The organism is Chitinophagales bacterium, from assembly GCA_019694975.1.
Lineage (GTDB): Bacteria > Bacteroidota > Bacteroidia > Chitinophagales > UBA10324 > JACCZZ01.
Map to the genome: position 1 here is coordinate 1 of JAIBAY010000010.1, position 20,918 is coordinate 20,918.

Annotated in this window: 18 protein-coding genes; 13 read left to right on the top strand and 5 right to left on the bottom strand. The window is 44.5% G+C overall.

What is annotated here, in order from left to right; translation table 11 throughout:
* Nucleotides 1–213: 213 nt before the first annotated feature.
* The 3 genes from K1X61_14900 to K1X61_14910 form a co-directional block, all read right to left on the bottom strand.
* Nucleotides 214–1,335, bottom strand: a complete 1,122-nt coding sequence (locus K1X61_14900) for a saccharopine dehydrogenase NADP-binding domain-containing protein (GenBank protein ID MBX7109935.1) — start codon at nt 1,333–1,335, stop codon at nt 214–216.
* Between the two features lie 77 nt (nt 1,336–1,412).
* Complete coding sequence (locus K1X61_14905; GenBank protein ID MBX7109936.1) at nt 1,413–2,345, bottom strand: UDP-3-O-(3-hydroxymyristoyl)glucosamine N-acyltransferase; 933 nt, start codon at nt 2,343–2,345, stop codon at nt 1,413–1,415.
* A gap of 284 nt (nt 2,346–2,629) precedes the next feature.
* Nucleotides 2,630–3,052, bottom strand: a complete 423-nt coding sequence (locus K1X61_14910; protein MBX7109937.1) for a DUF1801 domain-containing protein — start codon at nt 3,050–3,052, stop codon at nt 2,630–2,632.
* Nucleotides 3,053–3,218: 166 nt separating this feature from the next.
* Between K1X61_14910 and K1X61_14915 the strand changes: the two genes are divergently transcribed.
* Nucleotides 3,219–3,650 carry a hypothetical protein gene (locus K1X61_14915; protein ID MBX7109938.1) on the top strand — a complete coding sequence of 144 codons (432 nt, stop codon included), beginning with the start codon at nt 3,219–3,221 and terminating at the stop codon, nt 3,648–3,650.
* Between the two features lie 99 nt (nt 3,651–3,749).
* Nucleotides 3,750–5,135: a DUF3667 domain-containing protein gene (locus K1X61_14920; GenBank protein ID MBX7109939.1), complete on the top strand. Its 1,386-nt coding sequence runs from the start codon at nt 3,750–3,752 to the stop codon at nt 5,133–5,135.
* A 9-nt stretch (nt 5,136–5,144) separates the two neighbouring features.
* Here the strand turns inward: K1X61_14920 and K1X61_14925 are convergent, their stop codons facing one another.
* Nucleotides 5,145–5,837 (bottom strand): YjjG family noncanonical pyrimidine nucleotidase, encoded by a 693-nt coding sequence (locus K1X61_14925; protein ID MBX7109940.1) that lies wholly within the window; start codon nt 5,835–5,837, stop codon nt 5,145–5,147.
* A 95-nt stretch (nt 5,838–5,932) separates the two neighbouring features.
* Nucleotides 5,933–7,891 (bottom strand): DUF1736 domain-containing protein, encoded by a 1,959-nt coding sequence (locus tag K1X61_14930; protein MBX7109941.1) that lies wholly within the window; start codon nt 7,889–7,891, stop codon nt 5,933–5,935.
* Nucleotides 7,892–8,227: 336 nt separating this feature from the next.
* Here K1X61_14930 and rho point away from each other — a divergent pair, with 336 nt between their 5' ends.
* From rho to K1X61_14985, 11 genes are all read left to right on the top strand, one after another.
* Nucleotides 8,228–9,745 carry a transcription termination factor Rho gene (gene rho, locus K1X61_14935; protein MBX7109942.1) on the top strand — a complete coding sequence of 506 codons (1,518 nt, stop codon included), beginning with the start codon at nt 8,228–8,230 and terminating at the stop codon, nt 9,743–9,745.
* Nucleotides 9,746–9,816: 71 nt separating this feature from the next.
* Nucleotides 9,817–9,972, top strand: a complete 156-nt coding sequence (rpmH, locus tag K1X61_14940) for a 50S ribosomal protein L34 (protein ID MBX7109943.1) — start codon at nt 9,817–9,819, stop codon at nt 9,970–9,972.
* Between the two features lie 52 nt (nt 9,973–10,024).
* Entirely contained in the window at nt 10,025–10,450 is a 426-nt protein-coding gene (locus K1X61_14945; GenBank protein ID MBX7109944.1) for a ribonuclease P protein component, read from the top strand.
* Nucleotides 10,422–10,652: a membrane protein insertion efficiency factor YidD gene (gene yidD / locus K1X61_14950; GenBank protein ID MBX7109945.1), complete on the top strand. Its 231-nt coding sequence runs from the start codon at nt 10,422–10,424 to the stop codon at nt 10,650–10,652. Before K1X61_14945 ends, yidD begins: the two co-directional genes overlap by 29 nt.
* A 236-nt stretch (nt 10,653–10,888) precedes the next feature.
* Entirely contained in the window at nt 10,889–12,547 is a 1,659-nt protein-coding gene (locus tag K1X61_14955; protein MBX7109946.1) for a S41 family peptidase, read from the top strand.
* A gap of 175 nt (nt 12,548–12,722) precedes the next feature.
* Nucleotides 12,723–14,405 (top strand): M28 family peptidase, encoded by a 1,683-nt coding sequence (locus K1X61_14960; protein MBX7109947.1) that lies wholly within the window; start codon nt 12,723–12,725, stop codon nt 14,403–14,405.
* A 66-nt stretch (nt 14,406–14,471) separates the two neighbouring features.
* Complete coding sequence (gene tsaB / locus K1X61_14965; protein MBX7109948.1) at nt 14,472–15,260, top strand: tRNA (adenosine(37)-N6)-threonylcarbamoyltransferase complex dimerization subunit type 1 TsaB; 789 nt, start codon at nt 14,472–14,474, stop codon at nt 15,258–15,260.
* Nucleotides 15,261–15,673: 413 nt separating this feature from the next.
* Complete coding sequence (locus K1X61_14970; GenBank protein ID MBX7109949.1) at nt 15,674–16,021, top strand: metalloregulator ArsR/SmtB family transcription factor; 348 nt, start codon at nt 15,674–15,676, stop codon at nt 16,019–16,021.
* A 199-nt stretch (nt 16,022–16,220) separates the two neighbouring features.
* Complete coding sequence (locus K1X61_14975; protein MBX7109950.1) at nt 16,221–16,526, top strand: metalloregulator ArsR/SmtB family transcription factor; 306 nt, start codon at nt 16,221–16,223, stop codon at nt 16,524–16,526.
* A 49-nt stretch (nt 16,527–16,575) separates the two neighbouring features.
* A complete protein-coding gene (locus tag K1X61_14980) occupies nt 16,576–17,964 on the top strand; it encodes an MBL fold metallo-hydrolase (protein MBX7109951.1) in 1,389 nt (462 codons plus the stop codon).
* A gap of 346 nt (nt 17,965–18,310) precedes the next feature.
* Nucleotides 18,311–20,893, top strand: coding sequence for an AsmA-like C-terminal region-containing protein (locus K1X61_14985; protein MBX7109952.1), 2,583 nt, complete (start codon nt 18,311–18,313; stop codon nt 20,891–20,893).
* Nucleotides 20,894–20,918 lie beyond the last annotated feature (25 nt).

Below are 20,918 nucleotides of genomic sequence, written 5' to 3' on the forward strand. Positions count from 1 at the left end.
ACATTTGTAGTGCAAATTTTACTGCCCCAAATTTGATCACTTCGTGACTTATTTGGGGCTTTTTCTTTGCACACTATACTGTGAAATACTTACTCAGATTGAGTTCTACATTTTCGGGAATACCCTGTTTCATCAGCGGGAATGTTGAAATAAAAATCACTTCAGTTTTCAAATTCCTTGCTGTCTTCAAAAACCGGCGAATGCTGTAAGCGTTCAGGATATCCTGCAATGATAGAAGATGCCGCGCTCTTCGAGGTATGCCAGCATGAAACGGAAACACTTTTCTTCTTTGCCCAGCAGTTCCGGTGGGATGATCCCTTTGCGCTTATACAATCCTTCCAGCAACATCACGGCAGCTGCCGTGCAGGTATAGCCGGTGGTGCGCGCCATGGAAGAAGTATGGGTTGTCATATCATAACGGTCGAGCAAATCATACGTATAGGATTTTTTCCGGCCCTTCTCCCTTCCTTCCACGGTCACCCGCATGACGGTGAATTCTGCTTCACCCTGTTCATACTGCCATTTGGGAAATAACAGGGCGGCAGTTACATCCAGCGGAACTACGGATGTGCCACGCACCATCACCGGCGCTTTATCAAACAACCCCATGCCGCGCAACGCTTCCATCAGCTTCGCATGGCCCGGATAGCGCAGGGTCTTTTCTTTCATGTTTGGAATATGCTTCATCGTTTTTACCAGCGACCGAAGTCCATCGGAGTTAAAAGACTCCAGCGTTCCGATGTGTTCAAACTGCACTTCTTCTGCCTCCGACAACGCAGGCCTGGTCACCACTTTTCCGTTTTCAACGATGCGCGCCGGCCTCGTATATTCTTCGAGCACATCGATGGGAGAAAACGGAGCCTTATACTGAAAGGGAAGCGTTCTCTTTTCAGGAAGCCCGCCTACCAGGCAAATGAAGTTGTCAATCTCCATCCGTTGATCATGGTACCCAAGTATCACATTGTCCATACCGGGCGCCACGCCGCAATCTAGAATGGCGGTAACACCATTTGCCTTCGCCAGCTTATCAAGGGCAAATGGATCTTCAGGAAAAAATGAGATGTCAACAATATTCTTTTTCTGTGCTATTACCGTTGATAGCATATCGAAACCCATAAATCCCGGAACAGCGCCAATAACGAGGTCGGCGCCGGCCACCACCTGACGGATTTTTTTTTGATCAGCCAGGTCGGCCTGTGTTTTTCCGATGTGAGCAGGAAGCAATGCAAGGTTGGAAGCGCGGAGGTCAACAGACGTTACTGCATAATGCTTGGCAAGATCTATGGCAATGGTGCGGCCAACCATGCCGGCACCAAGTACTGTTATTTTCTTCATGGTATGAATAATGTTTAAATGAATCCTGTGTTATAGTGTTATCTGTTTCTGTGCAACTATGAAGTGAGATGCAAAGATCAGCCCGTCTTTACGAACAATTCTTTCAACCGTTTCAGCAGTGCAATCTGTTTCATCGTTTCCCGCGCTTCCTGCACGGGCGACCCGAAATAAACCTTACCTCCGTCGATGCTGGAGGGAACACCTGACTGTGCATAAACCACAGCGCCCCTGCCGATCACCAGGTCTTTGTTTACGCCCACCTGCCCCCACAATATCACATCATCTTCAATCTTTGTTACACCCGCAATGCCAACCTGTGCGGCAAAAAGACAATTTTTTCCCACCACCGTATCGTGCCCGATGTGTACCTGATTGTCGAGCTTGGTGCCGGCACCAATCACCGTATCCCCGGACACACCTTTATCAATGGTGCAGCAGGCACCGATTTCCACGTTGTCATGTATGATCACACGGCCGCAGGAGTGCATCTTCACGTAACCCCTCATAGGGTATTTTTTAAAATAAAATGCATCGCCGCCGATAACCGTGTTGGCATGCACCACACAATGATCGCCAATAATGCAATGATCATAAATGCTCACATTGGAATGAATGAGACAGTTTTTACCGATCGTAACATGATGCCCGATAAAAGCGCCGGGCTGAATAACGGTTCCCTCACCTATTACGGCATGCTCACTGATGGAACGGGTGGCGCCTTCAAATGGCCTGTAGTAAGCAGTTAAAAAATTGTAATCGCGGAATGGATCCTCGGATATAAGCAGGTGTTTGCCTGCAGGTGGTTCCACTGCTTTGTTGATCAGGATAACGGATGCCGCCGAGTGTAAAGCCTTCTCATAATATTTGGGATGATCAACAAAAGTGAGATCGCCCTCGCGCACCATGTGTATTTCATTGATGCCTTTCAGCCTGTATTTTTCATCGCCGAGTAGTTTTGCGCCGATCAGCGAATTGATGGCGGAGAGCGGCACAGGGGTCATTAAATCCATGAATAATAATTGTGCAGCAAAGGTAGACAAGAACAGATAGTAATAGCCGGAGCAGATAAAATACGTTTGCTTACGATTTGTTACGCAGACAGGAGATAATGCAGTTACACGTTTAACAACAATCACAGGTTGCAATAGCTGCTTTATTTCCGGCACCGGCAAATCCGTCATTCAAAATAACGGAACCGCGTAACCATTGTATCAGACGTCATTTTATATTGCTACAGCAGCCTGTTCCTTCCAAGGTTAATCTTCATGTGTAACCATTCATCTTGTCTGACTGATCAGCTGTGCCCAACAGAAGCTGATATTGCCGCTTCAAGCACATCCCTGTTTATGTCTTCCAGCCTTCTGAATTTAATGCAATAGCTACTCACGCTTGCCTTGCCTATTTTTTTGCCATACGTTCGGGCCAGGTACTGCTTATCTTCCATCCCCATGATATACACAGAGATGCCTGTTGTGTTGCTGCTCATACCGATCTTGTAAAAATCCCTGGTTTTTCCATCTGCATATTTTATGGTAATTATTCCATAACCGATATTGGGATTGGAAACAGTTTTGTTTTCGCTGTTTTTGCCATCCATAAACCATAGTTTACAGTTGGGCATTATTTGCAGAATGGTCTCGTGCAAGGCCTGCATATCACTGCGCCTTGGACCAGGCTGGCTGAGCATATACGCTTTGATTTGTTCCTGAATGTTCATATACAAATTACGTTTTGCATTACTGTGTTGTTTGGTTTTTTCTCCGGAGCAATACTGAATGAATCCTTGGCTGGTGAACTTATTGCTAACTGTTTGTTAACACCACTGCAGATTACTGCTGCGGCATTCCGTGTCAAAGTTTATAATTTTGCCTAAACATTATAGTATGGAAAACCCGGAAGAAGTACTGAAGCCCGCATTTGATGAAAACGGACATACGATCAGTCCTGTGTTAGCAGAGGAAAAAAAGAATTTCCTGATTGATATTGATGGCACCATCACGGAAGATATTCCCAACGAAGAGCCGGAAAGAATGGTGACCTGTGAACCCTTTCCGGATGCTTTGCAAACCATCAACAAGTGGTACGATGAAGGCCACATCATTTATTTCTTTTCTTCCAGAACAGAAAGCCTGCGTGCCATCACCGAAGCTTGGCTGAACAAATATGGTTTTAAATATCATGGCATTCTGCTGGGGAAACCACGCGGCGGAAACTATCACTGGATAGACAATCATATTGTGAGAGCCACGCGGTATATCGGCAAGTTTGGTGAATTGGTGAAAGCGCATAAAGAGATTGAAGTGTTTGAAGAATGAAGCCAAGAGGCACGGATGAAGAGATGGAATGCCTTCCGCAGCACTCCGGTGCTGGCGGCGAATAGCCGGTGACAGTGGGTTCAGGATATAGCCTTGCAAATGACCGACAACCAATATGAAACCGTACTGGATGCAATTGATGCCGCGGCGCAACAGGATTTCCGTTTTAGCTTTTCAGCCGAACCAACCGGGTTGCGTTGCCTGGAAACAGGTCAGCTTTTTTCTCCGGCTCAATTGGTGATTGAAGCATTCCACCGCATAGAAGGCGCAACGGATCCGGAAGAAAGCGCCATCGTCTATCTTATTAAAACTACTACCGGAATAAAAGGAACCCTCACTGATGCTTTCGGCATTTATGCAAATGCAAATATTTCGGCATTGATCAATACCATTCCCATTGACAGGCGCGAAACAGCCGGGTCGTTTGATAATAAAAGATGCCTCAATTGCGGAACCGTATTACAAGGTCACTACTGTTACCATTGCGGACAGAAAGATGAACCCCTCCACGAACCGTTTTATGTAATGCTGGCACATGCTGTTGCACATTACTGGCACTTCGATGGTAAGTTTATGAATACCTTGGGGCCGCTGGTGTTTAAGCCCGGCTTTCTCAGCAAAGAATTTATGGAGGGTAGAAGAGTACGCTATGTACATCCCATACAACTGTATCTCTTCATCAGCATCGTTTTTTTCATCGCGTTTTCTTTTCTCGCCACGGGCAAGCTGCGCAATGCATTAAATGAAGGTGAGCTTTTCACCAGCGACAGCATGTCGGATGCCTTCGATTCAACGCGTGATGCAATAAATCTTCCGCAGGTCCCTTCCTTACCTGCATCTCCTGACAGCGTAACTGCTCCACAATTCATAACGGCAAAAACTGCTGATACGAACAGCCAGGCATTGGTGGTTGACGGACAGCAGGAACATACCACGGAACCGTCTGTGATAAAAATACGCGATGCTGAATTGCCGCTCAGCATTGCCGCATACAATGATTCCATAAACAGGCTGCTGCCGGAAAACAGGCCGGGGAAACTGCAACAGGCGATGGATCGCCTTATTATTCACCTTAATACCATGGACGAAAAAGAGGCGATGGAAAGATTTACGGAGAATGTCACCCATAATTTACCTAAGCTGATGTTTGTGCTCATTCCGGTTTTTGCATTGTTGCTAAAACTGATTTTCATCCGCCGTAAAATATATTTTGTTGATCACGCCGTCTTTACGCTCCATTTTCATGCATTTGCCTTTCTCGCAATGCTGCTGTTGCTTATGCTATATTTTGCTACGGGTTTTGCCGTTTCCACGAACTGGCTGATGCTGCTCCTGATGATCTATCTTTTCCTCGCGATGAAAAATTGTTACCGCCTGTCCGGCTTTAATACATTGCGTAAACTGGTCTCGCTATCCGTCTTGTATTTCATTGCATTGCTGATGACCGTTGTATTGTATCTCATGGTGGCCATCATCACTGTTTAGCACACTTGCTCAGAGAAATGATTTCAGTTCCCGTAATGCGGTCACTTCATACGTCACCTGTTCGTTGTGCGATACTTTTTCAGGATTGAAAAGCACATGGTCCATACCAACGGATTTGGCACCCTGCATGTCGGCCTCTATGCTGTCACCAATAAAAATGCTGTTAAAAGCACAAGCATTGGTGATATCAAAAGCATACTTGAAAATGGCACGGTTAGGTTTCTGGCTGCCGGCCATCTCCGAGGTGATAACATATTTAAAAAAGGGCGCAAGACCGGAGTGGCGCAACTTCATAAACTGCACTTCTTCAAAACCATTGGTGATAATGTGCAGCGAATATTTCAGCTGCAGGTAAGTCAGTACCTCAATGGCATCATCATGTAACTTTGTTTTGGTGGGAAGAATCTGCAGATAGGAACCCGACATGTTCTGAGCCAGTGTATCATCGGCCACATTGAATTCCTGTAACGTCTTTATAAACCGTTCCACGCGCAGGACTTCCCTTCCGATTGCACCCTTTCTGAATAGTTCCCAGTAAATGTTGTTGTGATAATAGTAGTGGTTGTAAAATGTTTGTTCCTCAATCCCTTTTTCTTCCAGGCGGTATAACCCAAACACTTCCGTAAGCGTTTCCTGCGAATTAGACCTGAAATCCCATAAGGTTTCATCAAGGTCGAAAAAGATATGCTTGTATTGTTTCATGTCACTGATGAAGCGGGCAAAGGTAATTCATAATCGGGTTACAGGCGGGAAGGCATTGCAGCAAAATGCCATGGGGAAATTATTGTAAAGTCGCATCAGGGTTGTGTATTTTCTCTTGCTTGGGAATTGTAATATTCGGCTTTCACTTTATCGCCCCTGTGTTCACTGATCATGGCCATAAACCGGTAAGTCTCGGCAAGAGCTTTACGGTCGTGCTGATAAGGTATCGACCTGTTGAAATACAGCATGGCATTATCAAGATCGCCGGTGAAACCATACAGGTTACCCAGATTTTTCAGGGCATCTGCAAAATGCGGATCAATGCGTATCGCTTCGGCAAAGAGTGCCATGGCAGCTTTATTATCCTTTTTCACCAGCAGAATCCCTTTGTTATTCATAGCCCGTTTGTCCAGCCGGTCATGCTGCAATGCTATGTCGTAGTATTTAATGGCATTAACGGTATCGTTCATCGCAAAGTAAGTAAGTCCGATATCCGTATACACCGCTGCATTTTCCGGAGCAATGGTGACGGCTTTTGTCAACTCATCAATTGCCTGCCTGTAAATTGCATTGCGCTTTAGAGGATCTGTTTCGTCTTTAGCAATAACATGTGTCAGCTCACCTCCCAGGAAGTAATGCGCCCTTGAGCTGTTAGGAACATCCTGTACTCCTGCCAGTGCCAGCGAATAATTGTTTTTCCAAACCATACTCCTGCTTATGGTTTTAAATGAAAACAAAGCAATGAGCATGGCTGCCATGATAAGTATATTGGAATGTTTCTTCAAAAAATCACCCGGATATTGTTCAATCGCCGAGTTAGTTGCCACATCTCCGCCTTTGAGCCACCGTCCCGGCAAAGCAGCCAGCAACAGGCACACCGCCAATGAAGGCGCATACAGTAATCTTTCTCCCATTACGGTTCCAATAGTGACAAACAGGTTTGATGCAACCGAGACCGTGATCAGGAAATAAATAATGGCGACTGCCAGTGTATCTTTTCGGCTGATGGTGGCCGCCGCATATCCGCTGATGATCAATAATGCCAGCAGCGAAACCCATACACGGTAGTCTGCAAAGTCAAGCAAGGTGATGGCGGCATAGGAATAATCGTAAGACAGATAAACGGGGAAAATCAGCAGCAAAAGGTATCTTCCAAGCACATAGATGGCCGTTGCGGAACGGGTTGAAAAATCGGGGGCGGCGGCCAGTATGTTGTCGAGCATGGAAATCTTACCGGTATGCATAAAACCTTGCAGCACAGCATTCCTTATCATGAAATACAGCAGCGATACGATCAGGAATGGAATAACGTATAACCCGATTTTCCGCAGCGGAAGATGGCACCGGGCAAACAACAACAAAGGTATTACCGCTAACATGGTAACAGCACTTTCTTTTGACAGCAATGCCAGGAAAAATGCGCCGGCAGCTATAATAATTTTTATTGATTTATTCGAGGCGAGATAATCCAGCAGGCTGCCGATGGCGATGATGCTGAAAAGGAAAGCAAGAATTTCATCACGGCTTTTGATATTGGCTATCACTTCCGTATGCAACGGATGAGCCATGAACAGCATGGTGGTGAGAAAAGAAAAAAGGATGTTGTTGTTGAAAAGTCTGCTCAGCAGTCTGAATAGTAACAGTCCCGTGAGTGCATAGAGTAAAACATTAATGAAATGACTGAGCGCAGGAGAATCCGGTTGCAGCTGCCATTCTGCGGCAAACATGATCAGTGATAAAGGACGATACAAAACATCCTGCCCGGAATTTGAGCCAGCCAGGTACGATGTTTTCAATAACGTTCCCGTTGCGCTGATTCCCTGGTGAACGATGTAATTGTTTTCGATCACAGCATCATCGTCCAAAGTATATTCGTAATTGATGGTCTGTGCATACAGTAAAAAGCCGAATGCGGCAGCTATCAACCCTGGCCAATGACGCATCCACAAAATAATGCGGCCCGTGTCATTTTTCTGCTTGGCATCCGTCCCCGCATCCGCTTTACTGCGCGGTGCCCTTTTCTCATTCCTTGTGAGCTTTCTTTGATGTTCCATTTTATCTGTTTGAGGTAAGCAGGTAATCAATCACCGTGCTGACTGACTGCCCTCAGGTGAAGCATGTTGCTCACCGGTCTTTAAATTTAGTTTTTTGCTAATTCAATTTAGCAGTAGATGCTGCAATGATTGTAAAAGCGGATCAAATTTGCAGTTTAAATTTCTTTCCCTACATTTGCCTGCATCTCTTCGTTTTTCCCCATTCCGGGATTTCGATTTATCAAAACAAAAAGTTATTTTTTAACCATTCATTCACGCAGGACAAGGCTTTCTTACTTGCACTTCATGCAAAGCCACTGCATTTAATGTAATAGCTCACACCATTTAACCCCTTTTATGTACGATATTCTTCAATTGAACGAAATGCTCGTTCCGGAACTTAAAGACGTTGCCGAGAGTCTGAAGATTGAAAATTATCACAAGCTTCCAAAGCAGGAACTTGTCTATAAGATTCTGGATAAACAGGCAATCGCTCCTGAGCTCGCCAAAACCATGGCAGAAGATGCCAAGCCCAAAGGCCGTACCCGGAAAAAGCATGTTGTTGCCGGAGAAAATGCCGCGCCTCCCGTTGAGGTTGTTGCTTTACCTGAACCGGTTGCCGAAGTGCCCGCTGTTTCCACAGAAGCAGAAGAACAGCCAATGACGAAAGAAGAGAAAATGGAAGAGGCTATTCGGTACGAGAAAAACGGTCAGTTTCAACGCCTTCCGTTCCGAAAAGAAGCCGCCTTTAATGTTGATCTCGACGGCATGGTGGATGGAGAAGGAGTGTTGGAAATTATGAGTGACGGCTATGGATTCCTGCGTTCTTCAGATTATAACTATCTCTCTTCACCCGATGATATTTATGTATCCCCTTCTCAAATTAAACTTTTTGGCATCAAAACCGGCGATACCGTTACCGGTTCTGTACGGCCTCCGAAAGAAGGTGAAAAATATTTTGCCTTATTAAAAGTAGAATCCATCAATGGCAAAAAACCGGAAGAGGTGCGCGACAGGGTGCCGTTTGATTACCTGACGCCGCTGTTTCCGAATGAAAAACTGGACCTCTTCCTGGAACCAAATGATTATTCTACCCGGGTCATAGATCTTTTCACACCAATTGGTAAAGGGCAGCGTGGATTAATCGTTTCGCAACCGAAGACCGGCAAAACAATGTTGTTGAAAGCGGTGGCCAATGCCATTGCCAAGAATCATCCTGAAGTTTATCTCATCGTCCTGCTGGTTGATGAACGGCCGGAAGAAGTAACCGACATGGAGCGGAGTGTACGCGCTGAAGTAATTGCATCCACTTTTGACGAACCGGCCGAAAAACATGTGAAGGTGGCGGCCATCGTTTTGGAAAAAGCTAAACGTATGGTTGAATGCGGAAATGATGTGGTGATTCTGCTCGACTCTATTACACGACTGGCACGTGCCCACAATACAGTTTCACCGGCATCCGGAAAAGTTTTATCGGGCGGCGTGGAAGCAAACGCCCTGCATAAACCGAAACAGTTTTTTGGCGCCGCCCGGAATATTGAGAATGGCGGGTCATTAACGATCCTTGCTACAGCGTTGATTGATACAGGATCGAAGATGGATGAAGTGATCTTTGAAGAATTTAAAGGAACAGGCAATATGGAGTTACAGCTCGACCGCAAGCTTTCAAACAAACGGATATTCCCTGCGGTGGATGTCACAGCCTCCAGTACACGCCGCGAAGATCTGCTGCTCGATCGTGAAATGCTGCAGCGTATGTGGATCCTCCGCAATCACCTGGCTGACATGACGAGTGAAGAAGCCATGAAATTCTTGCTCGATCGCATGAAAGGCACCAAGTCGAATGAAGAGTTTCTCATTTCGATGAATGCTTAATTTTCCCCGGCAATGCTATAATTTGAGAATTAGGTGCTATTTTCGCACCCCCTAAACGAAGCAACACAGTCATGAAGAGAACGTATCAACCCTCTACTACCAAGCGCAAAAACAAACACGGGTTCCGCGAGCGCATGAAAAGCAAAGATGGCCGTGCCGTTCTTAGCAGCCGCAGAAAGCAGGGCCGCAAGAAACTGACCGTTTCCGATGAAAAACGCCTGAAGTAATATCAGCGTTTTCCGGAGCTACGGTCTTTGGATTACTTTTTCGGGTAGCAATGTGAAACACAACGCCTCAAATCCACTTAGATTTACTTTTAAAAGGGAAGAGCGGCTTTCGGGCAAGAAACTGATCGACGAACTGTTTAACAACGGTTCGTCTTTTTTTTTGTACCCTTTTAAAGTGCATCTCTTCCTGAAATCCGCCCCGGCCCCGGGTTCGGTTCAGGTGCTGATGGCTGTTTCTTCCAGAAATTTTCCGCGCTCCGTTGATCGTAACCGGTTGAAAAGAATGATGAGGGAATGTTACCGGCTAAACAAAAACGTATTGCTGGAACAGATTAACCCGGAACCAAAAAAGCTGCTCCTGGCATTTGTTTACGCAGCAAAGGTGATGGAGCCTTATGAATTGATTAATGAGAAAATGAATGCCATTATCCACCGTCTCCTACAAAACAATGCAGGTGCTGAAAAACATATTAAGTAGCGTCCTGATCGGATTGGTGCGATTTTACCAGCGCGCCGTCTCCCCATGGCTGCTGCCGGCCTGCCGGTACACGCCCACCTGTTCGCAATATGCCGTGGAAGCGATTGTTAAGTATGGCCCTTTCAAAGGCGGCTGGATGGCATTAAAGCGCTTAGTGAGTTGCAATCCCTGGGGCGGACATGGCCATGATCCTGTACCATGAAATGATTGTTTCCGGGCTTTTCCGGCGATGATCAATGAAAGATGATCCGATGCAATCGCTGTTTGTCTTGCTGGCTGCTTCCATTACCCGAAAAACGCTGCTGGTCGCCAGCGAAAATGCATTCGTCTAAATGAGCAGCCGGTTCAATATTTTTCGCATAATTTCGTTTAGCGTAAAATTTTAAGAGGCGCTATCCTAAAATATGCGCCTGCTAAATAGTAAACCCCGACATGCTTATGAAAAAGAAAATGAAAACACTGCTGCTGCTGGCAGGATTGTCTGTCGCTGCCTTTCTTCCAATTGCGGCAGTCACCAACAATTACTTCGAGATCTCCAAGAACCTCGACATTTTTGCAACGCTCTATAAAGAAGTAAATACCTATTACGTGGATGATATTGAACCGGCAAAGTTCATGAAGACCGGTATGGATGCCATGCTTGAAACACTGGATCCTTATACAAATTATATTTCTGAAGCCGATATTGAAGGTTATCGTTTCCAAACTACTGGAAAGTATGGAGGAATTGGGGCACTCATTCGTAAATCGGGCGACCTGATTGTTATTGCTGAGCCATATCTTAATTATCCGGCCAACAAGGCAGGCCTGATGGCCGGTGATGTCATCCTGGAAGTGGATGGTAAGTCAACCAAAGGAAAAGATGTGGATGATATCAGCAAAATTCTGAAAGGCACGCCGGGTACGGAAGTAAAGTTGTTGATTCAGCGTCCGGGTGAAAAAAATCAGTTGCTGAAAACGCTGGAGCGTGAAGAGATTAAGGTCAGCAGTGTATCTTATTCCGGTATGATCGACAATAATATCGGATATATCCGGCTCGAACAATTTACGGAAGGTTGCGGACAGGAAGTGGAAAATGCATTTAAAGAACTGCAATCTAAAAATCAGTTAAAAGCCATTGTGCTCGATCTGAGAGGAAATCCCGGCGGTTTGCTTAATGAAGCAGTTAATGTGGCCAATATTTTTATTGATAAGGGAAATGAGATTGTCAGCACCCGCGGCAAGGTTAAAGAATGGGATAAGGTTTTTTACGCTATTGATGCTGCAGTGGATACCAGGATTCCATTAGCCATTCTTACCAATAATGGATCTGCATCCGCTTCTGAAATTGTCTCAGGAACCGTGCAGGACTATGATCGTGGAGTGATTATCGGGCAAAAAACCTTTGGAAAAGGACTGGTACAAACCACACGCCCGCTCAGCTATGGCACTCAGCTGAAAGTAACAACCGCTCATTATTTCACTCCAAGCGGACGATGTATACAGGCACTTGATTATGCGCACCGTAATGAAGATGGCAGCGTCGGAAAAATCCCGGATTCATTGAAAACAGCATTTAAGACGAAAAGCGGGAGGACCGTTTATGACGGCGGCGGCGTTGATCCTGATTTTGCAACGGACGCCGAAAAACTTGCCCCGATTTCTTACAGCCTGGTTGATAAAGGACTCATTTTCGACTTTGCAACGCAATACCGCCTCCGTCATAATACGATTGCCGATCCAATGGATTTCAAGCTGACAGATACCGACTATAATGAGTTTACTGCATTCCTGAGCCAGAAAGATTATGACTACTCCACCAAGACAGAAGAAAAACTGAAAGCTTTGCAGGAAGCGGCAGAAAAGGAAGATTACTGGGCGGCAATTCATGATCAATTTTCGGCATTGAAAAACTCGATGATGCATGACAAAGAACATGATCTGCAGAAGAACAAAGAACAGATCAGCGAATTACTGGAAGAAGAAATTGCCAGCCGTTACTATTTTAAGGATGGCCGGCTGGAGGCCGGACTGAAAAACGATCCTGATGTTAAGAAAGCGATCGAGGTGCTGAATAATCAGGAAGTGTACTCAAAAGCACTTATGGCACAAAAGTAACTTCAGCAATATACCGCAGAGAAGCTGTTGGATGTGAATGCAACAGCTTTTTTTTATTCCACCCGCTGTGGCGTTTCTTTCCGTTTGTTCAGCCACTATGAATTAATTTTGAGGCCTGAATCTGATTTCTTCCTGATACCTTCATTTCATCAATTGCAATAAACAAACTGCCACCATGCAAAAATTTGCACTTTACCTTTTGCTGCTGCTGTGCCATCCCGGAATATTAATCTTTGCCGATTCGCAGGACACACTGCTGGTGAGCCATTTGAAAGAGCACGTTTATTACCTGGCTTCCGATAAGCTGAAGGGAAGAAATACGGGCTCAAAGGGGGAAAAGCAGGCATATCAGTATCTCATTGGACAGTATAAAAAAATGGGGTTAGCACCGAAAGGTGAAAACGGTTACCTGCAACCATTCAACTTCACTTATGGCAAAGAGATGAGCGGCAGGAATCAGCTCACCATAAATGGAATTAATCTGAATCTGAATGAAGATTTTTATCCGCTGAATTCTTCCGGCAACGGAAAAGCAAAAGGTAAAATAGTGGATGTTGGATTCGGCATCGTAGCCCCTGCCATAGGTTATGACAGCTATAAAAACCTGTCGGATCTTAAAGGCAGTATTTACCTGATGGAATGCAGCACGCCGGAAGGGGACAACCCGCATTCCAAATATGGCCCGTTTGCAGATTTGAAAACAAGGATTGAAACCGCGAAGAACAAGGGAGCCATTGCAATTATTTTTACAAATACCTCAGCCGATGCCGAAGATCTGAAGGCTAACCTCGATATCAATTCGCCGACATTTGAAATCCCGGTAATCTTTGTCAAATCAGCTTCTCTCAAAAAAAACTGGCGTACTGAATTTAATGTGGCATCTATCAGCACACAGCTTGATAAGCTGACGCTGACCGGACACAATGTTGCAGCATTTATTGATAATGGCGCTTCTTATACCGTGGTGATGGGTGCGCATTACGATCACCTTGGCTATGGAGAATATGGTAACTCGCTTTATCGCGGTGAACCGGCTATTCACAATGGTGCCGATGACAATGCCAGCGGTACCGCTGCCATCTTGGAACTGGCGCGCTATTTTCAAAACAATGGCATAAAGGAAAAGAACAACTACCTGTTTTTAAATTTTTCTGGTGAAGAGCTGGGATTAGTTGGATCGAAGTACTGGGTTCAGCATCCGACCATTGATACCAACAACATCAATTTTATGGTTAACATGGATATGGTTGGCCGTTATGACAGTGAGAAGGGGATGGAACTCAGCGGACTCGGCACGTCACCGGATGCCTTTAATTTCATCCGTACACTTTCATTTGATAGCCTGAAATTTAAATTGGGAGAAAACGGGACCGGTCCTACAGATCATACTTCATTCTACTATGCAAATATTCCTGTATTGAATTTCTTTACAGGTACACATGAAGATTATCATAAGCCTTCTGATGATGCGGAGAAGATCAATTATAAAGCTGAAGCCTCCATTGTGCAGTTGATTGCCACCATCGTCACACAGCTTGATGATGATACTGCACCGCTTCCCTTTGTGAAAACCAAAGAAACCGAGAATGCCGATATCCCGCAGTTTAAAGTAAGGCTGGGCATCATTCCCGACTATCTTTATGATGGTACAGGTTTGCGCGTCGATGGTGTTGATGAAGGAAAACCTGCTGCGCTGGCCGGTATTAAGAAAGGAGATATTATCCTGGCTATCGGCGATTATCAGGTAGCTGACATCATGGCGTATATGAAAGCACTGGCAGCATTTCAGAAAGGCGAGAGCACAACCATTATCGTTAAGCGGGGCGATATGAATGTTGAGTTAAAGGCAACCTTTTAATGAAAGCATTATTAGCAGAACAGCTGATTGCTTTCATGGTAAAACTGTTGCAATCTGTCCGGCTGTATGTCAGCACTTGCTGCACCGCAGCCTGTTATGATGCAGGATACCGGTTGGCAGACACAGCACCATCTCTCCTCCGGTTCCGCTAACAACAATCTTATGGCTGCTCCATTGCTGCTTCATATTGAAACATCATCTCCGGTTTGCTCCGTAGCATTGAGCCTTGGTAGTTCCCTGCTTTCGCTGAAGGAAACAACGGAGCATGCAAATCATGCAGCAATGCTGATAGTCATGATTGAACAGGTTTTGCAGGAAGCGAAATACGATGCCAAAATGCTGGATGCAATTGTACTCAGCGCAGGCCCGGGCTCTTATACCGGACTTCGGATTGGCACTGCCACCGCCAAGGGTATGTGCTATGCATTGAATAAGCCCCTGATTGCTGTGGATTCATTGCAGGCATTAGCAAACGGGATGCGTGCAAATGTCGGTGAACGGAAGTGCATTTATTGTCCAACCATTGATGCAAGAAGGAATGAGATTTACTATGGATTGTATTCGCACAATGTGGACATCATTCGTCCTCCTGTAAATCACATTTTAGCGCCCGGATTCTTAAGTGATATGCAGGGTGATGAAAAAATATTAATAGGCGGCAGCGGCGCCACAAAATGCCGGCAATTTGTATCGGTGCATCGCCCGGAGTTTGATGAAATTACAACGCCTTCCGCCAAATGGATGATCCAATGGGGTGATAGAATGTTTGCCAGTGCAGCCTTCACGGATCCCATATATTTTGAACCCCACTATATAAAGCCGGCTTTTGTCACTTCGGCAAAGAAGATATTATGAATGAGATGTCCTCTCCAGGTATTATTAAGGTACCTGGTATTATTGCCGGTTAAATCTGCTGAAGATTAATGCCCTCTAATACTGCATCAACAGGATAGATAAGGTGCCGGATAACGCTGTTGCCAGTTATCAGCGTACTTTGAAATAGTATAACCGGGCCATACAGTCATTATCATTTGAAATATCCTGCTAAATTGACACATTACGGCTTATTGTTATTCCCCGTTGATGCCGGCCATTTGCTCATTCAGTAATAAAAATTGCCTGTTGGGTAGTATTTGAGTCTATGACATAAGGCTTATATTAAAATAACCTTCATTTTTGCATATTAATTAGCAGATTTTAAAACCCTTCGGCATTGAATTTGTTAATTATACGTGCCTTTATTTTTCAATTGAGTTAAATTTTTAAACATGGCTAAAACAGTTCCTGAACTTACCCTCGTTTCAAAAAACGGAAGTTCAAAAGCACCTATCAAAATAGATTACAGCGCCCTGAAAAAGGCTGCCGGTGTGTTACGTGCGGTGAATCATAAACTTCGCCAATCAATGATCAAGCTGCTGGAAGATCACGGAAAAATGACAGTGACGGAGATCTACGTGAAATTGCGGCTTGAGCAATCAGTGGCTTCACAACACCTTGCCATACTCCGGAATGCGGAAGTTGTTCAGACAGAACGCGAAGGCAAGTTTATTTACTATTCTCTGAATGAGGATCGTATTGCAGAACTTGCTGATCTGGTTGAAGAACTCGCAAATTAATTCCCTACGGCTTGTGCTTATGAGTCCCGTCTTTATATTGTAAAAGACGGGCTGAGAGGCAGATCGTAACTTCAGTCAAACGAAAAGAATATTATTTTTTGCTACGTTTGCAGCCGTAGTTAAAAAATCATTGCCTTTAAGTAAACTATTTATCCTTCTTTTCGTTATACGTGTGAATTTCTAAAACCAACATACACAAATGGCTGAAACATTATTGCTTGATTATGCATTGGCAAAAAAGGGATTGAGCCGGATTAAAGCGCTCGCTCATCCATTACGTCTTTCTATTATCACTTTTATTGATAAGAATGGTGAGATCAATGTAAATAAGATTTACCGTTCTCTGCGACTGGAACAATCTATTACATCACAACATCTGAAAATACTGCGTACCGCTGAACTGGTAAAGTACCGTCGCGATGGCAAACGCATTTTCTATTCGATTCACTATGCTAACGTGAAACAACTGATGAATATCGTTAGAAAGTTTGAGTCGAAAAAGTAATATCTTCGCGCCCGGTAACGGATCTCCTTTCCCCGGTATCAGGTGTTAAATGAAAGTAGAACAACTTTACACGAATTGCCTTTCAGAGGCCGCCTATTTCATAGAGTCAAACGGTGAAGCGGCAGTAATTGACCCTCTTCGGGACTATCAGAGCTATATTGACCTGGCAGCGCAAAAAGGCGTGGCTATCAAATATATCTTTGAAACGCACTTTCATGCTGATTTTGTTTCAGGCCACATTGATCTTTCTAAGAAAACCGGTGCTCCAATTGTCTACGGACCCGAGACCACCACGAGTTATCCTGTTATTGTTGCGGCAAACCATCAGCGGTTTAAGATAGGCGCCATTGACATCGAAGTAATACATACGCCGGGGCATACGCCGGAATCAACCTGCTACTTGCTTCGGGATGAATCAGGAGAACCCTACTGTATCTTTTCCGGCGACACTTTATTTGTGGGTGATGTGGGCAGACCCGATCTGTTTGGTGCCGCAATCAGCAAAGAAGAGTTGGCCTCCCGTATGTATGATTCGCTGAATGAAGTTAAAAAGCTTCCTGATCATGTGATAGTGTATCCGGCACATGGACCGGGATCTTCCTGCGGAAAAAATATCGGCAAAGAAACCTGGAGTACCATTGGTCAGCAAAAGAAGCTGAACTATGCACTGCAGGACATTAGCCGCGAAGATTTCATAAAAGCTATTACAACCGGCCTGTCACGTCCGCCGCAGTATTTTCCTTTAAATGCAAAGATTAACAAACAAGGTTATGCCCCTCTTGATGATATCTTGCATAAAAGCATGCGCCCGCTATCACCCGAAGCATTTATGCATGAAATGGAGAAGGGGACGCTGGTAATTGACACCCGGCATGAAAGCGTATTTGAAAAGGGATTTGTTCCGGGCTCAGTATTTATTGGCCTGAACGGCCGTTTTGCAGAATGGGTGGGAACGCTGGTAAACATAGATGAACCGGTTCTGCTGGTAACTGAACCTGGAAAAGAAAAGGAAGCGATAATCAGGATGTCGAGAGTAGGTTATGACAACGTGATTGGTTTTCTTGAAGGCGGGTTTGACAACTGGAAAAATAAGGGAAACGCCTGTGATATGGTAATATCCATTGATGCGGAAGAATTTAATCTGGACTATAAGCACGACAGTATTAACGTGGTGGATGTGAGAAAAGAAAGCGAATATGAGAATGGTCATGTAGAAGGTGCGGTAAATGTAGTGCTGCAGCAGTTTGATGAGCAACTCAGTAAATTAGCTGACAAGGAAGATCTGTACATACATTGCCAGGCCGGTTACCGCTCTATGATAGCCGCATCGCTGCTTAAACGAAATGGTATTCACAGCTTAAAAAATATTTTAGGCGGATGGCAGGCTATTGCCAAAACCGATATCCCCGTCGAATTGCCAAAGTTTTCGGTTTCCTGAGAATTACCACACATTTACTGCAGGCAATTGTTGCATAACCAGCCAGGTGGCGTATTAATTTTCATAGTGTGCAGTGAACCTTCAGGCGGCGCATCTGCACTATAATGATGCATCCCATTATATGACTGCGGCATTGTAATGAAAATAAAAGTTTATCACTTCAGGCAGCAGCGTCCCATTAATTGATACCAAACAGTCACCATCGTACGAGTATGCCTGCCGGTTACTTACCATGGTGATCTCATTTTTAAGTGTTAAACATGATACGCCGGATAACGTGTTTTGCAATGTATCTCATAGCATCAAAACATAAATCTTGTTAGTTTTACAAGTATAATTACGTTTTGTGACGAAGAAGACAAAAAGATATATCAGGAATGGCGCCATAGGCCTCGTAATATTTTTTATTTTAATTATTACAGGAGGTTACCTGCTTGCCAAAATGTATAAGAACGAAATCCTGGCGGAAGTCAACCGGTCCATAAGCGATAAAATAAGTGGCACCCTTGAAATCAAAGACATTGATTTCACTGTCTTGCATAACTTTCCAAGTTTCTCGCTTACCCTTCAGGATGCTGTATTGCGAGATTCACTGTATCCGGTACACCATGTTGAACTATTTCATGCAAAAAAAATTACCCTTCAGCTTATACTGAGAAGACTCCTGTTAGGTGAATTGAAACTGAAGAGTATCACCATCTCCGATGCTTCCGTTTCGCTTGTAAAAATGAAAAACGGATACAGTAATACCAGTATCATCCGGAAAAATTCAGCGGCCCCTAAAGACACTGCATCCCAATCTTCTTTCACGGCATCCATTGATAAGGTATTATGGAAGAATGTGCAATTCAGCATGGTGGATTCCGCGAAAAACAAATGGTTCAAAATTCAGTTTAAAGACTTGGAACAGAAACTTGATATGTCACCCGCGCATATCAACGATAAGATGACAGGGACAATCTATTTTGGGGGACTTGCCTTCAATGCCGACAAAGGCAGTTACCTCACCAATAAGACCGTGAAAGTTGAGCTGAATGCTGATTTTAATATTGCAGAAAAGAAGCTGACACTGACTTCTTCCACGCTTGAAGTTGACAAGAAAAAACTGCTCCTGCGTGGCAATTTCACCTTCAGCGATACCTCGCACATGCATCTTGAAATAGATGCTCCTGACATATCTGTTGAACAGGCAAATTCGATTGTGACGCAGCACATTGCCGCAAAACTGATTGTATTTAAGTTTGAAAAACCGCTCATCGCCGCTATCAGGATTGACGGACCTTTGTATCCCGGAAGTAAGCCTGCCGTAGATGTATTTTTCAAGACAACCGACAACGTGCTGAGCATGAAAACCAAAACATTTACAGAAGTGAATGCATTGGGCTGGTTTATGAATCATGCCGATTCCACACAAATAAACGATGATCACAATTCAAAGGTGATATTAGCCCGGTTTAATGCCAACCTCGGTGGTATTCCCATTAAGTCGAAGGTGGCCATCACCGATCTTATCAAGCCTTCGATGCTGATGAATGCTAATGTGAATATGGACCTTGCAGAGGTCTATGGAATTGTGGATACCTCGAAATTCCTCTTCAATTCCGGAAAACTGGACATTGCTTTTAAATATGACGGCAAGCTGATGGAATATGTTGATACCATTACCAACCGTTTCCTTGCAGAAATTACAGGGAGCGTTCACCTCAGCAATGCATCGTTTGAGTATGTGCCGCGCCGTTTTGTTTTTTCCGATGTAAATGCTGTTATGTTGTTTGGAGATTCCATGCTTAAGATTAATGAGCTGCGCATGAAGGTGAATGAAAATGCAATAAGTGTAACGGGCCAGGTTATTCATTTTATCCCGTTTCTGTTTGTGCCGGGGCAATCACTTTTTGCAGACCTGATGGTAAAAGCCGGTGTCATCAACTTCAACAACTTTGCATCGGACAGTAAGGCCGCGAAGACAGCCCCGAAAAAAAGCGCCGGCAAGAAGAAGAAATCTTCGCAAAAACAAATCAATAATTCTATTGATAACATCTTTAAGACAATGCAGGCAGACATTCTGCTGGAGGCAGACAAGGTTATTTCAGGTAAGTTTTCCGCCAGCGATATTGGCGGACATATCGTTATGAATGAAGATTTCCTGCGGTTCAACAACCTGCAAATGAATACCTCGGGCGGAACGTTTTTATTAAACGGCGGCATAACAAACCTGCAGAAAGCGCCCTATAAGATGGCTATAACCGCTTCTATAGGTAACGCGGATATCAGTTCACTCTTCTACTCTTTCAACAATTTTAATCAGAAGGCCATCACAAATGACAATCTGAAAGGCCGGCTTACTGCCAATATTAATTTCAGCAGCCTCCTTAAAAAGGATTACGCCGTTGACCCGCAATCGATGCGCGGCACGATCAAAATGTCAATCAGAAACGGAGCGCTGGTGAACCTGGAAGGCCTCGACAAGATTTCGGAGTACGTTTTCAAGAACAGGGATTTCAGCAATATTGAATTTGCGCAGTTAAAGGATACCATAACCATCAATGGGCAGAAGATGACGCTTTCACGCATGCAAATTCAATCCAATGTAGCTACGTTATATGTGGAGGGCACATATGGATTTAACGGTGGTACGGACATCAGTATTCAGATACCGCTGAGCAATCTGAAGAAGCGCGGGAAAGATTACAAACCCACTAACGTAAGTGCCGATACTAAACTTGGTGCCAGCGTTTTCCTGCGCATGCGTGATGGGGCAGATGGTAAGATTCAGGTGGCTTATGATCCGCTAAAGGATTATTATAAAGACAAAGACCTTGCATCCGGCTCATCTCAAAATACCATCGCCGGTGAGAACAAGAACAGTAATTCGGCGTTGCCCGCAGACAGTACGGAAGAAAAGAAAAATAAGAAGAAGCAGAAAAAGTAATTTTTGAAGGATGCTTCCACCTTCA

Coding starts and splice junctions, on each gene's coding strand:
- K1X61_14920 (MBX7109939.1), top strand. CDS start 3,750: ATGACCGACAACCAATATGAAACCGTACTGGATGCAATTGATGCCGCG.
- K1X61_14970 (MBX7109949.1), top strand. CDS start 15,674: ATGGCTAAAACAGTTCCTGAACTTACCCTCGTTTCAAAAAACGGAAGT.
- yidD (MBX7109945.1), top strand. CDS start 10,422: ATGCAGGTGCTGAAAAACATATTAAGTAGCGTCCTGATCGGATTGGTG.
- rho (MBX7109942.1), top strand. CDS start 8,228: ATGTACGATATTCTTCAATTGAACGAAATGCTCGTTCCGGAACTTAAA.
- K1X61_14955 (MBX7109946.1), top strand. CDS start 10,889: ATGAAAAAGAAAATGAAAACACTGCTGCTGCTGGCAGGATTGTCTGTC.
- K1X61_14975 (MBX7109950.1), top strand. CDS start 16,221: ATGGCTGAAACATTATTGCTTGATTATGCATTGGCAAAAAAGGGATTG.
- K1X61_14930 (MBX7109941.1), bottom strand. CDS start 7,891: ATGGAACATCAAAGAAAGCTCACAAGGAATGAGAAAAGGGCACCGCGC.
- K1X61_14910 (MBX7109937.1), bottom strand. CDS start 3,052: ATGAACATTCAGGAACAAATCAAAGCGTATATGCTCAGCCAGCCTGGT.
- K1X61_14925 (MBX7109940.1), bottom strand. CDS start 5,837: ATGAAACAATACAAGCATATCTTTTTCGACCTTGATGAAACCTTATGG.
- K1X61_14905 (MBX7109936.1), bottom strand. CDS start 2,345: ATGGATTTAATGACCCCTGTGCCGCTCTCCGCCATCAATTCGCTGATC.
- rpmH (MBX7109943.1), top strand. CDS start 9,817: ATGAAGAGAACGTATCAACCCTCTACTACCAAGCGCAAAAACAAACAC.
- K1X61_14900 (MBX7109935.1), bottom strand. CDS start 1,335: ATGAAGAAAATAACAGTACTTGGTGCCGGCATGGTTGGCCGCACCATT.
- K1X61_14960 (MBX7109947.1), top strand. CDS start 12,723: ATGCAAAAATTTGCACTTTACCTTTTGCTGCTGCTGTGCCATCCCGGA.
- tsaB (MBX7109948.1), top strand. CDS start 14,472: ATGTCAGCACTTGCTGCACCGCAGCCTGTTATGATGCAGGATACCGGT.
- K1X61_14915 (MBX7109938.1), top strand. CDS start 3,219: ATGGAAAACCCGGAAGAAGTACTGAAGCCCGCATTTGATGAAAACGGA.
- K1X61_14980 (MBX7109951.1), top strand. CDS start 16,576: ATGAAAGTAGAACAACTTTACACGAATTGCCTTTCAGAGGCCGCCTAT.